Here is a 12740-nt window from a genome sequence, read left to right as displayed (position 1 = left end):
TTTGAATTGGAAATTGTTCATTTGCTCCCACAAACACAATCAGATTATTTTTTTGAAGTGTCTTTGTCAATGCAAAAACGCAAATCGAATTTGGCATCGACGAAAAAAAACCGCCCTAAGGCGGCTGGATGGGCGTCTGCGTCAACGACTATCGTTTACCCGCTAGGCATCGACCTCGAGCGGCTGCAGCGTATCCGCACGATCAAAAACCTCCATGACCGCCTTTTTGCGGCGCGCGGCGTCCACATGCTGTCGCATTAAACTGGCCGCTGCCAGCATGTCGCCGCTTTCAATTGCATCAAGGATGTCGATGTGCTCTTGAGCGAGCGCGCGCCTCGGCAGTTGCTGTCGGGCCTGACGATATTCAGCGAGTCGGCGCATTTGGTCGAGCCGACGAAGTGTCTGTAATGCAAACCGGTTGCCCGACCAAGCGGCTATCGCCTCGTGAAAACGCGCATTGGATTCGAATCGCTCCGTAGGGGTCATCGCTTCGTGCCCCCCTTCAAGGATGGCCAACTGCTCGCGACGGAGCTCATGCAGCATGTCAAGATTGGGGCGGAATTTTGGATTAAGAATACCCGCGGGCTCGATTGCCAGGCGTAGAGCATACATGTCGTCATACGCTTCTAGCGAATCAATCATCGGCAAGAAGCGCCAGCCATAGCCCGCCTCCTTCTCAGCCCAGCCCTCGCTGTGCGCTCGCACCAGTACCTTACGGATATCGCTCCGGGACGCCTCGAGCAAACGAGTCAGGTCCGCCTCCGTCACTGACTTAGGTACAGCCCCCCGAAAGTGCGCATCGGCCAGACGGAGATATAGCGGATCCTCCACTGAGTTGACCTGTTCTAGGACGTCGGTCGGAAGTTCACTAAACGATGCTTGCACTGAGTAGCCGCGATTCTTGTCGTAGCGCATTACGCCGGATTGGACCAAGCGGTTTAGCGCGACCCGAATGGGCGACCGGGACGTTCCAATAAGCTTGGCCAACGTCCACTCGGGTAGGTGCGTGCCGGCGGGCAACCTCTCACGTCTCACGTGCGCGACGATTTCGCGAAGCGCCTTCTGCTGACTATTGGTCAAATCAGTTGTCATGATCTTGAAGGGTAGAACGCACTGAGCGATACCTGCAAATATACCCGTATGCAGGCGGGAAGCCCAATGCGCTGGGCTTAGAAAAACAAAACCGTTGCACTCGTCTTGCGTTTGTTGTTAAATAAACGCACTATCCCACTTGTCTCGGGACTTCACTTCCAGGGAGAAAATCTTGGCGCAGTCGAAGATTCAAGCCGTGTACATGCGCGGCGGCACGAGCAAAGGCGTTTTTTTCCACAACGACTGGCTACCGAGAGACGCAGCTGTGCGAGACCGAATACTGATGCGCGTAATCGGTAGTCCCGACCCGTATGGTCAGCAAATTGACGGCATGGGTGGCGCAACATCCAGTACGAGTAAAGTAGTACTCGTCGAGCCGTCTTCTCGCGCGGATTGCGATGTCGATTACCGCTTCGGACAGGTCGCCATTGAAAAGACGATGATTGATTGGTCCGGCAACTGCGGTAACCTTACCTCGGCTGTTGGCCCATTCGCCATCTCGCAAGGGCTTGTTGATGCCCCTCGCGACGGTATAGCGACGGTCCGAATCTGGCAGGCCAACATCAGCGCAAAAATCATTGCTCACGTGCCAATGAAGAATGGCGAAGTCGTTGAAGACGGCGACTTCGAACTTGATGGTGTGACCTTCCCGGCGGCTGAAATCAAGATAGAGTTTTTCGACCCTAGCGGTGACGGTGAAAAAGACGGCAGCCGCATGTTCCCTACTGGGAATGCCGTAGACGTGCTCGACGTCCCGGGGGTTGGCCCAGTTGAATTGACGATGATTAATGCAGGTAATCCAGCCGTTTTCGTTGACGCTGCGACGCTCGGCTTGAAAGGGAACGAATTACAGCGCGACATCAATAGCAATACCGAACTGCTAAAACGGGTAGAAGCGATTCGTGCGCATGCGGCCGTCCAAATGGGGCTGTCAAAGTCCGCCGACGAAGCAACACAGTTGCGCCCGCATACGCCGAAATTGGCTTTCGTCGCGAAACCGGCCGGCTACTTAGCCTCGAGCGGTAAGCAAATTGACCCGGCAACCCTCGATATCAATGCTCGGATCTTCTCAATGGGCAAGCTCCACCATGCGATGACGGGAACGGGCGCAGTAGCTATCGCTGTTGCCGCCGCAATTCCAGGTACGCTTGTCAATCGCTTGGTTCCCGAATCGACTGGCGCAGTGCGATTCGGCCACCCATCGGGTAGCCTTGCCGTCGGTGCCGAGGCTGAACAGAAGGGTGGCATCTGGACGGTGACAAAGGCCGTCATGAGCCGAAGCGCACGCCGTCTGATGGAGGGTTCAGTGCTCGTTCCTTCGTCGGTTCTCGAACAGTAACTAACGACGGACGAAGGCTGTTATGGCTGCAGAACTGGCAATAAGGGAAGCGTTCGCGCCGTCGGGTGTGCTGCGCATATCCATCAACTTTGGAAATCCAATTCTCGCGACAAAGGACGCTGGGGGGAAGCCAAAAGGCATCTCTGTCGACTTGGCAAACGAACTGGCGAGCGCACTGGCGCTTCCTTTGGAACTCGTGAGCTTCGATGCTGCGGGGGATGCCGTCACCGCCGTCGCCGCTGGTGACGCCGACGTCGGATTCTTCGCCATCGACACGAAGCGGGGCGAAGAAATCTCATTCACCGCACCTTACATTCTTATCGAAGGGAATTATCTCGTCCGTACGGATTCACTAATCCGGACTACGACCGACGTCGATAAACCCGGCATTCGCGTGGCTGTTGGCGCCGGTAGCGCGTATGACCTTTTCCTGACGCGAGAACTCAAGCGGGCTGAAATCGTTCGTGGTTCAACGTCCCCGGAAGTCGTGAACACTTTCCTTCGTGAAGGGCTCGACGTTGCAGCAGGAGTGAAGCAGCAACTGAAAGCTGATGCCGACCGTCTGGGCGGATTGCGTCTTCTCGACGAAAAGTTCATGACCATTCGGCAAGCAATGGGGATTGCAAAGTCACGCGGCCCCCAAGCAGCGTTGTTGCTTGGCGGCTTCATTGGCCGGATGAAGCGAAATGGATTCGTTACCGCCGCTATGCGCAGGCATGAAATCAACGAAGCTTCCGTTGCTGACTGATAGAGCGAGCGATCACCGCAGCGCGCGAACGCCCCCCGGCGGTCACCCGAATTAGTTCTTTAAAGTGCGAGACTCATTACTTGGCGATGCATTGCCCCATAACGCAACAACGATCATTCAATGCTTGCTATTAGAACTGGCGGCGAGCGCACCGAGGTCATGGTCCTCTTTCTTTCTCAGCGCCGAGATGGCACTGGCTTCAGACGCACAGCAAGATGATCAGGAAATTATGAGCTTACGGGCTAAGCTTATTGAACTTTCCTGGCTAGCGGAAGCTGGTCGCCCGGAGAGCGTATGATTTAAACAGTCTACTTAGGAGAATAGATTGGGTTTGATAGCAGATACTCCTGTCTCATCAAGGCCGATCGAGGGCGAGCGTCGCTATAAGCAATCTTTGTTGAGTCGACGACGGGTTGCGATGCGTATAAACGCATTAGCAATCAAGAGTCTCGCTTAAGGCTGGTAAGTAGCGATGAATTCCCATGCTTTGAGCGCAGCTTTCCGATGTTTTTCCGCTCTCTCCCGATATAGAGGACTCTCGATTATCTTGCGGAACGCTTTGAATGTAGGATAGCGTACCAACGCCACGGCATCCCATATTGGATCAATGGTTCCGAGGATCGTCGAAGCAACATTGCCTAGGTACACTATCTCTATACCTTCAATCTGTTCCAATGCTGCTACTTCATTAAAAATGGGCGCGTATCGTTGCAGGTATGCTTCCATCCCAGAGCACGGCTTTTCGAAAGTGTCGCCGTACTGCGCATGATCGTTGAACTGGACGAGATTAATCATCGTCACGGGCTTGCCGCTTGGGACTTGCGACTCCGCAACCAACACTCTTTTCGGATCAAGTTCAATTCCATTCATAGTCATTTCTCTCCATTATCAATTGCTGTAGATGCAGCCGCAGCCCAGTGATCTTCCAACGCATGCGCCACTTCCTCGCTTCTCTCTAAAATTGTCCAGTGCTCGGAATCCACTTTTAGCATCCTACGCGCCCCGGTATTGGCTACAAGCTCGTCGGAAAAGCGGACAGGACAAGCGGAGTCGCTCTCACCCCAGAACACTAAGCCAGGCGCGGTAACATTTGCAAGACCAGGCTGCCACTCCTCGCCGACACGTCTCGCGGAACGGTAAAGATTTAGAATGCAGGATTGCATCGTGTGATCGATGTGGCTCACCGTTGCTTTAGCGTTATCCCTTGAAAGCCCTGATTTCGCCAAGATATCGGGAAGAACAGAAACGCATTGTGCCCTCATCCACTCTTCACCTTCTTCTGGCGTTTGCCAAATTTTTGCAAGCGGATGCCATTCATAACCGATGCTTAAAGGTCCACCGCCAGCTGCCCACGATCGAATAAGATCAGGTCGCAACGATGCAATCCGCATTGCGAACATACAGCCCCAATCATGTCCGACGAGATCGACAGGTTCTACGAACCGTTCCAGTTGGCCAACGATCCATGAAATGTACTCCTCTTTTGTTGCTGAGAAGTTTCTTGGAAGTGGACTACCAAAACCGGGGAGTGACAGTGCAAACACGTCTTTACGCGAAAGGCAAGCTCGTACCGATCCCCAAACCCGAAACGTGTCGGGTACTCCATGTATTAACACTGCAGGCATTGATCTCCCCTTCCTCGGATAAGCACGCTGCGGAATACTCAACCTTGATCATTCAAAATCATTGAAACTGAAAGGTTCAGCGCCACGAGGGTCGCAACTCTCTTTGAGCGATCGGCAGTCCGAGATTGCTTATTACTAACGAGGGCATGGTTCTTCGACAGACAAACCACGAGAAACTGACCACCGTCCCACGGTAAATTCTTCAAGAAAATCGACCGTCTGGTTGAGAGTATCGCGGTCCGATAAATAATTTACGATGTCGCACCAATTATCAATGACCGCTGTGGGAAGCGAATGGACTACGAAATGCTAGTGTCAATCTTATCAAGCCAATGCGCGATGCCATTTCCGATTTCGTCCGGCGAGTCTTCCTGAACATAGTGCACACCTGCGACTGTGAATTCGGAAAGACATGGCCACGTTCGAACGAAGTCTCGCAACGCACCGGTTAGCATGGCACCCGGCTCGGCGTTAACGAACAACTTTGGCACTTTTGAACTCGCGAGCCAAGTTCCGTATTCTTTCACAATAGAGACAACGTCCGCAGGCGACCCCTCAATCGGTAGCTGCCGCGGCCAACTCAACATCGTGCGACGGTCTTCGCCTGGCATCAGATAAGGCCGCCGATACTCGGTCATTTCTGCATCAGTAAGCCCCCGCAGGACCGAATTGCGGAGAACCACGTCGATGAACGTGTTCTCGTTGAGAATCATGTCGTCGCCGGCGTCAGATCTGAAACGTTGAAAAAGAGTTCTTCCGTTTTCTGGAAAGTCGTCCCAGGTTGGAAATGGTCCGACAATAGCCTCCATAAATGCGATGCCTTTCATTGCCGACGCGTGTTGGTGCGCCCAATGAAATCCGAGCGCCGAACCCCAGTCGTGCAAGATGAGCGTTACTTTCTCCCTTACATTAAGCGACTCAAGTAAGGCGAACAGAAAATGACGGTGTTCGACATAGGAGTAACGATCCGGGCCACTCTCTTCTAGCTTATCCGAATCACCCATGCCAATGAGATCGGGAGCGATCAACTTTCCCCGCCCTTGAAGATAGGGCATGATATTGCGCCACAAATAAGACGACGTCGGATTACCATGGAGGAAAACGATGGGGTCGCCCTCGCCATGCTCGATGTAGGCCATTCGCTTTCCGTGAATGGTCGCGAAACGTTTTTCTTTCGGAAATTGATCCATCATTTACTAACCCTGTCAGTTACCAAACTGATAAGTGTATGAACGATTCGATGCAATACCGCTGCATCGTCTACCGTTCGCGAGAGAGACCAGAGTCCTTGGGTCGAAGTCGTCATGGTCACGGCGAGCGCGTGGATTTCACTGCTGCTAAGTCGTGCCTCAGCAGCGTTTTCGTTTGCCAGAACCTGATAAAAGCCAGCGGTAAGCCGGGCGTTGTGTTCGCGAACCTTCGCCATTGCTAGGTGATCGTGCGGCGCAAGTTCAATCATCGTGTTTGCAAATAAACATCCCGACCCAGGCAAACCTTTCGCTACCCCGCGTGAAATCTGCGCCTCGAAATACGTACGAACTGCGTTTAGCATTGCTCCCTCAGCTTCAACCCTCGCAAAGGCGGGATTAACGATCTTCTCCCTGTACGCGTCTAAGCAAGCGATAAACAGTTGATCTTTCCCGCCAAATTCGCTGTAGATCGCTGCTCGACTTGCGCCAGTTGCGTCCACAAGATCCGCCATGGAAGCGCCAGCGAATCCATAGTGCCAAAAATGCTCCATGGCGGCGGCGACTATTGCGTCTTTGGCGAGTGTGCGTGAACGAGGCATACCGTCAGACTATCAGAACGATCATTCTGCTACAAGCGATATCGTCGACACCCATCAGCGGTCCTGGTGTCAAGTGAGCAAACAAAATCCTCGACTGCGCGAGCAGCCGATTCTTATTAAACGACCGAATGCAGTAGCCGAGCACACCCGTTTCTTCGATTCATGGCTGCGACGGATCGCGCCAGACACCCATCAGGCTCAAGCGAATGGCGTACGTCGGTTGCCTATCGCCCTGGTGGCTTTGCCACCCCCAGAAGAACTACAAGGGCATCCCCGTTGAGCACAAGCTAAATCGAAGCTCGGCGTGCATACATGTTGCAAAGCCATTCGGCTTGCATGAGGTGAAGGACTGCTGTACTACAAGCGGTCATATTGGGCTGCTGGCCCGGACCCTGATGAAAGACGCGCGCAAGGACCTCATTCTTTGGACGGGATAGTAATCCCCGTTCTTCTGACAGGCACACCTTGCGCGGGTCCAACCCGCTTCACATCACCGCTGGCAGTGCAAAGTAATCGTCAACTCCCTCGTGGTTGCTCTGATGCATCGGGCTGCTTGCCTATCGGGCGTAGTGTTCGTTCATGTGGTCGCCAATACGTATTTGAAGGCTTCGCCGTAATTGAGAGAGTTATGGTCGAAAGTGGTGTTCGGGGTGAGGCAGGGATTTGAAGGCGGTGGCGGTTTAGCTGAGAATGTTGCTTGTCTAGAGTAACAACCAGCCAAACCGAGATCCACCACCAATGAAGAAGCTTACAGAAGAAACAAGCGCGGGTAAATCGGAAGCACGGCCCAGTGGGCTTGACGATTTGATTCAACAGGGCGCGCGGCAGATTGTCCAGCAAGCGATCGAGGCAGAATTGGCGGCATTGCTAGAAAGATACGACAACGTGAAGACCCTTGATGGAAGACGGACTGTGATTCGCAATGGCTACCTGCCTGAGCGCGAGGTCGTCACAGCAATCGGCCCGGTCACCGTGAAGGTGCCGAAAGTTCGCGATCGCTCGGGCTCGGGCGTGAAGTTCAATTCGAACATCGTGCCGCCCTACATTCGGAAGTCACCCCGCGTGTCAGCGGCGTTGCCCTGGCTGTATCTACGTGGCGTCTCGACCGGCGACATGGGAGAAGCGCTGAGCGTGCTGCTGGGCGAAGAGGCCAACGGTCTTTCGCCCAACGTGGTCAGCCGTCTAAAGGCTCAGTGGGCCGACGAGCACATCCTGTGGAATCAGCGTGATCTGTCAGACGCCCGCTGGGTCTATTGGTGGGCCGATGGCATCCACACGGGGTTGCGCAGCGACGATTCGGATGGCCAGTGCTTGTTGGTCATCATCGGCGTGAAGCCGGACGGAACGAAAGAACGCGTCGCGATCGGCGACGGGTTCCGCGAGTCGAAGGACGCCTGGTGCGAGCTCTTGCTGGATCTGAAAGCGCGAGGCCTACAAAGCGGTCCGCTGCTCGCGGCCGGCGATGGGGCAATGGGGCTGTGGGCAGCATTGGCCGAAGTGTTTCCGAAAACGCGGCACCAGCGTTGCTGGTTTCACAAGACTGGAAACATTCTCAACGCTTTGCCCAAATCGCAGCATGGTCGGGCCAAAGCTGGCCTGCAGGAGATCTGGCAAGCCGCCACACGCGAAGAAGCGCGCGCGGCCTTCAACCGCTTCATTGACGCTTATTCGGCCAAGTATCCGAAGGCGACGGAGAAACTCACAAAAGACAGTGATGAGTTGCTTGCCTTCTATGACTTTCCTGCCGAACACTGGCAGCACTTGCGAACGACTAATCCCATTGAGTCGACCTTCGCCACAGTTCGGCATCGAACAACCCGCACGCGCAATTGCGTCTCGCGGGCGACCTTCCTGGGCCTCGCATTCAAGCTGATCGAGTCGGCGGAAAAATCGTGGCGGCGCATTCGTGCGCCCGAAAAAGTCGCCTCACTGCTCCAAGGCGTTCCTTTCAAAGACGGACTACCGGTGACCGACAGCACACCGGCTCAGCAACCGCTTGCCGCCTGATCATGCCGAGCCTCGCAAACACCAGATTTGACAGTAACTCTAATTGAGAGTCGCCCACGCCATGCGCGCATTCTTCGCGGCGATGGCGACAGCCGCCCGCCAGTAGCCGCGACGCTCGACGAGACTTCTCACCTAGCGGCTGAAACGGTCCTGCTTGTCGCCCAGACTCGCCATCACCGAGCGAGCTCCGAGTATCAGCAGATTTCGTAGGTACGCATCCCGTCTTCGTGATGCCGCCCAGCCGTTCCTTCCCTCCGCTGCTGTACTGGCTTGGCGTGAGACCTATCCATGCGGCCACCAGGCGGCCACCAGGCGGCCATTTCTGAAATCGTGTCCGGCGCCGAGACTCGCAAGCAAAGCGCTTGCGGTGGTCGGGCCAATGCCGCGGAGATGCACAAGGTGTCGGCTGCGCTCATCGTCTCGGGCGATTCCGCTGATTGCACCATCGTATTCGGCGAGCCGGGCTTTGATGTTGCTGGCGTGCTCGAGCAGATCACTGATACAGCGCCGGACCCAGCCGGGCAAAGCGTCCAGATAGGTCGGGAGCTCTCTTCGGAGGCGTTCCGGGCTCTGTGACAACACCACGCCGAATTCTGAGAGCAGGCCACGTATCCGGTTGTAGATCGCGGTCCGTTCCTCGACGAAACCCTGACGCGTTCGATGCAGGCAGAGCGTAGCCTGCTGGTTCATCCTTAAGTGGCACGAAACGCATGTTGGGGCGCGTCACTGCCTTACAGATTGCCGCGGCATCGGCTGCGTCGTTCTTGCCACGCTTGCCCGACATCCGGTACGGCGCCACGAGTTTCGGCGCCATCAGCTTCACCGTGTGACCGTACTGCTGAAACATCCGCGCCCAGTGATGTGCACCCGAGCATGCTTCCATGCCGATGAGACAGGGCGGCAACTGGGCGATCAGCGCGAGCAGTTGATCGCGTTAGACGCGCGGTTTGATCAATACGGCTTTGCCGGCTTCATCCACTCCATGGCTACCGGATTGGTCTTGCTTTTCTTACGCTCGTGGACTGCCGGGCTTCCGTGCTAAAGTGCATCGAGAAGTTGGCTGCCTCGATGAATGCCCAGCTTAGGTATGAATTTCCGTTCCTGGTATTGCCTTCGCCCTTCTTCTTGCCGTTGCTCATGCGCTGACTGTCCACGCACCGCGCGTAGGAGGCGAAGTTGCCGGCGCTGGCGAAACGTTGGATGGACCCAGTTTCCAGCACGATCACGGTGGCAAGGGTTTGGCCAATGCCGGGCACTGTGGTCAGAGTGCGAAGTCCGCATGTGGCGCTACCTTTTCCTGAAGCCGCTTTTCCACAATCGCGATCTGCGCGGAAAGCGTTGTGATGACCGCGACGTTCGCGCGAACCGCAAGCGCTACGTCCTTAGGCAGATGCAGTTGGTCGACAGCGTCCTCGTCCAATTGTTTGACCTGATTGCTCGTGATTCGCGTGCCGAACTGACGTGCCGTTGTGTTCTCGACGGCGAGGATATGGGTGGTGCGGCTGCGCACTAGTTGCATGCGCTTGCGAGCCATGTCGCACAGCTCACGGTGCTTCGCCGGCAGGATGGTGCCGGTAGGAAGGATGCCCAGGCGCAGCAGATGGGCCAGGTAGCGCGCGTCGGTCTCGTCACCGCTGTGCTTGAGCCCGTCGTATTTCTTGATCGCGGTGGTGTTGGCCAGATGAACCGTGAAGCCGCCCGCCTGCAGGCCGTCGACAAGCCAGTACCAGTTGTACGTGGATTCGACCACGACGCCTGCCAGCTCGGCTCGCCACGGGGCTAGGAACGCCAGAATCTTTGCCAGGTCTTTCGGCAATCGCTTTTCGGCGCCCACGCGGTCCGATTCGTCAATCACGCTCACCACGCTGTTATTCAAATGCAGGTCAATGCCGCTATAGTTCATGATGACCTCCTACCGGTTAAAGCCGTTTTGGCAAACTCACTTTAACCCATCTCTTTATACACAACCCGACACTTGTGGCAACGATGGGGGAGTAAAAAAGTAGCCGCAAGGGGGTTGTTAACTGTGCGGATTTCGCGTTTACTCTCGGATTTTCAGCATGAAGATCCGAGACGACGCAGGAGCATGGGTGGACGAGGAATTTGAGACGCTGGATCTGGGTGATCCACGGCGAGACCGGCGCGCGAAGGAGCTGGTCAAACGGTTCGCCAGCCGGCCCACGGCTAGCATTCCGGGCGCGTGCGAAGGCTGGTCAGAGACGATCGCTGCATATCGCTTTTTGGGCAATGAGCACATCGACTGGCGCGACATGATGCAGCCGCATTGGGACCGTACCACGGCACGCATGGGGCAGTTGCCGGTGGTGCTGTGCATTGCCGATACGACAGAGCTGAACTTTAACGGTCAGGATATCGAAGGGGCTGGCCCGCTCTGCTATGAAGCACAGGTGGGCATGTATCTTCCCGCGACCTATGCGGTGACACCAGATCGGGAGCCGCTGGGTGTGATGAACGCATGGATATAGGCGCGCGAACCACGCGATGCAAACGGCAAGCGTGGGGGCGTTAAGGAAAGTGCGCGGTGGATCGAAAGCTATGAGATCGTGGCCGAACAGGCACGGGCCCTGCCTGACACGCGGCTGGTGTATGTGGCCGATCGTGAAGGCGACATCGCCGCGCTCATGCAGCGTGCGCAGGAACTGGGTGAACCGGCGGACTGGCTGATGCGCTCGCAACACAATCGCGCGCTCAAGGGCGAAGCAAGTTTGTGGGAGACGGTGCACGCCAGCAAGGTACTCGGCCACATCAGCTTCGTGCTGCCCGGGCGTAACGGCCAGAAGGCGCGTGAAGTGAGGCAGGAACTGCGTAGCCAGCGCGTCACGCTGCCCGGGCGTGCCGGTGTCAAGCTAACCTGCGTCGAGGCGTATGAAGTGGATGTGCCAGCGGGTGTGAAGCCTGTTATCTGGCGTCTTGTGACCAACCGGGAAGCAGGTGATGCGCATGCCCTCATCGAACTCGTTGACTGGTACCGCGCGAGGTGGGAAATAGAAATGTTCTTCAACGTCCTGAAGAACGCCTGCGGTGTCGAGGCACTGCAACTCTCACAGATGGAGCGGGTGGAAAAGGCGCTCGTGCTGTACATGGTCGTATCGTGGCGTATCGCGCGGCTCATGCGTGTGGGCAGAACCTGTCCGGAGTTGAACGCGTCGCTGTTCTTTGCGGCTGACGAGATACACGGCGCCCATGTGCTCTGCAAGAAAGCGCGTCCCAAAAAACCGCCGACGCTCAACCAGATGATACGGATGGTCGGCCCACTGGGCGGATTTCTTGGGCGCAAGAGCGACGGCGAACCAGGCGCGAAGACGCTATGGATTGGCATGCAGCGAGTCATGGATGCTGTGATCACTATCCAGATCTTGCGCGACGGCTATGACACTTGTGTATAACGAGATGACTTTAACCCCGTCGCCCGGCAGGGCGCGGGAGGTGGTCCGCTAGATGATTTCCAATCCTTAGCACGGGGTAAGTCGGTAACCCGGTCCTGGGCAATATAAGCCTGGGTCAATCCCTTTAGTACGACATCAAAGTGCTCTGGATTTTCTTAGCATGAGGTAGAGCGGATGCCCCGCAGTCCACACCGGCACGAGGATTACCGGCTATTACATATGCGGGGCCGAACACATCAGCGACACCGTGTTTCAAGTCTCTGATGACAGAAGCGGCGTCGCCCCCGATCTGCTCCATGTCAAGCTCGCCGTTGATATCGCCCGTGCTGCGTGCGTTTGACCGTCTGCCATATTCAACAATGGCATAGTTCGGCAACTTGTGCGGGCAGTCTCCTGAACATTCTACTGTCGCAGTTTCCGCCTGCGACAAGCTTTAATAGCAGGCCCTGACCTTCGATGTCGTAGGCGATGTCGGCTCATCGTTTCGAACGTCTCTTGAGTGGATCTTGAATACTCCTGAAGGTATTAGGGAGAAACGGTGGCTGCGCCCCATCCAAGCCCCACCGAAACGCCTGCACCCAAATTACAACGTGCTCAATTCAACAGCAGAACTTCCGCATTCCCATCGAGGCTGCGCTAAAATTTGCCTATGCCGGTTAGTGAGTCGCCGCTCGCAAGCCGCGAATCAGCATCGATCCGGTTAGCAGTGTACGACAGATGCGCAACATCACTA

Annotated in this window: 8 protein-coding genes and 3 pseudogenes; 4 read left to right on the top strand and 7 right to left on the bottom strand. The window is 55.8% G+C overall.

From position 1 onward, the window contains the following. Nucleotides 1-162: 162 nt before the first annotated feature. Complete coding sequence (locus AXG89_RS28580; protein WP_062173538.1) at nucleotides 163-1092, bottom strand: GntR family transcriptional regulator; 930 nt, start codon at nucleotides 1090-1092, stop codon at nucleotides 163-165. Between the two features lie 172 nt (nucleotides 1093-1264). Here AXG89_RS28580 and prpF point away from each other — a divergent pair, with 172 nt between their 5' ends. Next, nucleotides 1265-2431, top strand: coding sequence for a 2-methylaconitate cis-trans isomerase PrpF (prpF, locus tag AXG89_RS28575; protein WP_062174175.1), 1167 nt, complete (start codon nucleotides 1265-1267; stop codon nucleotides 2429-2431). A 22-nt stretch (nucleotides 2432-2453) separates the two neighbouring features. Further along, nucleotides 2454-3179 carry an ABC transporter substrate-binding protein gene (locus tag AXG89_RS28570; RefSeq protein ID WP_062174174.1) on the top strand — a complete coding sequence of 242 codons (726 nt, stop codon included), beginning with the start codon at nucleotides 2454-2456 and terminating at the stop codon, nucleotides 3177-3179. Between the two features lie 453 nt (nucleotides 3180-3632). Here the strand turns inward: AXG89_RS28570 and AXG89_RS28565 are convergent, their stop codons facing one another. The 4 genes from AXG89_RS28565 to AXG89_RS28550 all read right to left on the bottom strand — a co-directional run bounded on the left by AXG89_RS28565 (nucleotide 3633) and on the right by AXG89_RS28550 (nucleotide 6506). Beyond that, nucleotides 3633-4049: a hypothetical protein gene (locus AXG89_RS28565; RefSeq protein WP_062173541.1), complete on the bottom strand. Its 417-nt coding sequence runs from the start codon at nucleotides 4047-4049 to the stop codon at nucleotides 3633-3635. Nucleotides 4050-4051: 2 nt separating this feature from the next. Further along, a complete protein-coding gene (locus tag AXG89_RS28560; RefSeq protein WP_062173543.1) occupies nucleotides 4052-4804 on the bottom strand; it encodes an alpha/beta fold hydrolase in 753 nt (250 codons plus the stop codon). Between the two features lie 299 nt (nucleotides 4805-5103). Continuing rightward, nucleotides 5104-5997: a haloalkane dehalogenase gene (locus AXG89_RS28555; protein ID WP_119024701.1), complete on the bottom strand. Its 894-nt coding sequence runs from the start codon at nucleotides 5995-5997 to the stop codon at nucleotides 5104-5106. Continuing rightward, complete coding sequence (locus AXG89_RS28550) at nucleotides 5994-6506, bottom strand: TetR/AcrR family transcriptional regulator (protein WP_062173547.1); 513 nt, start codon at nucleotides 6504-6506, stop codon at nucleotides 5994-5996. The genes AXG89_RS28555 and AXG89_RS28550 overlap by 4 nt, the downstream gene beginning before the upstream one ends. An 825-nt stretch (nucleotides 6507-7331) precedes the next feature. Here AXG89_RS28550 and AXG89_RS28540 point away from each other — a divergent pair. Next, nucleotides 7332-8600 (top strand): IS256 family transposase, encoded by a 1269-nt coding sequence (locus AXG89_RS28540; RefSeq protein WP_062173550.1) that lies wholly within the window; start codon nucleotides 7332-7334, stop codon nucleotides 8598-8600. Nucleotides 8601-8639: 39 nt separating this feature from the next. Here AXG89_RS28540 and AXG89_RS28535 read toward each other — a convergent pair. Both AXG89_RS28535 and AXG89_RS28530 read right to left on the bottom strand, forming a co-directional pair. Continuing rightward, a pseudogene (locus AXG89_RS28535) lies at nucleotides 8640-9579 on the bottom strand (IS110 family transposase). An 8-nt stretch (nucleotides 9580-9587) separates the two neighbouring features. After that, a pseudogene (locus AXG89_RS28530) lies at nucleotides 9588-10503 on the bottom strand (IS110 family transposase); the annotation flags it as partial. Between the two features lie 157 nt (nucleotides 10504-10660). On the opposite strand from AXG89_RS28530, the pseudogene AXG89_RS28525 reads away from it, so the two are divergent. After that, nucleotides 10661-12007: pseudogene (locus tag AXG89_RS28525) on the top strand (IS4 family transposase). Nucleotides 12008-12740: the final 733 nt, after the last annotated feature.

This window comes from Burkholderia sp. PAMC 26561 (genome assembly GCF_001557535.2).
GTDB lineage: Bacteria > Pseudomonadota > Gammaproteobacteria > Burkholderiales > Burkholderiaceae > Caballeronia.
Note: the sequence above shows the minus strand (reverse complement) of the source record. Positions and strands in the feature narration are given on the sequence as shown.

Coding starts and splice junctions, on each gene's coding strand:
- AXG89_RS28580 (WP_062173538.1), bottom strand. CDS start 1,092: ATGACAACTGATTTGACCAATAGTCAGCAGAAGGCGCTTCGCGAAATC.
- AXG89_RS28570 (WP_062174174.1), top strand. CDS start 2,454: ATGGCTGCAGAACTGGCAATAAGGGAAGCGTTCGCGCCGTCGGGTGTG.
- AXG89_RS28565 (WP_062173541.1), bottom strand. CDS start 4,049: ATGAATGGAATTGAACTTGATCCGAAAAGAGTGTTGGTTGCGGAGTCG.
- AXG89_RS28560 (WP_062173543.1), bottom strand. CDS start 4,804: ATGCCTGCAGTGTTAATACATGGAGTACCCGACACGTTTCGGGTTTGG.
- AXG89_RS28555 (WP_119024701.1), bottom strand. CDS start 5,997: ATGATGGATCAATTTCCGAAAGAAAAACGTTTCGCGACCATTCACGGA.
- AXG89_RS28550 (WP_062173547.1), bottom strand. CDS start 6,506: ATGGCGGATCTTGTGGACGCAACTGGCGCAAGTCGAGCAGCGATCTAC.
- AXG89_RS28540 (WP_062173550.1), top strand. CDS start 7,332: ATGAAGAAGCTTACAGAAGAAACAAGCGCGGGTAAATCGGAAGCACGG.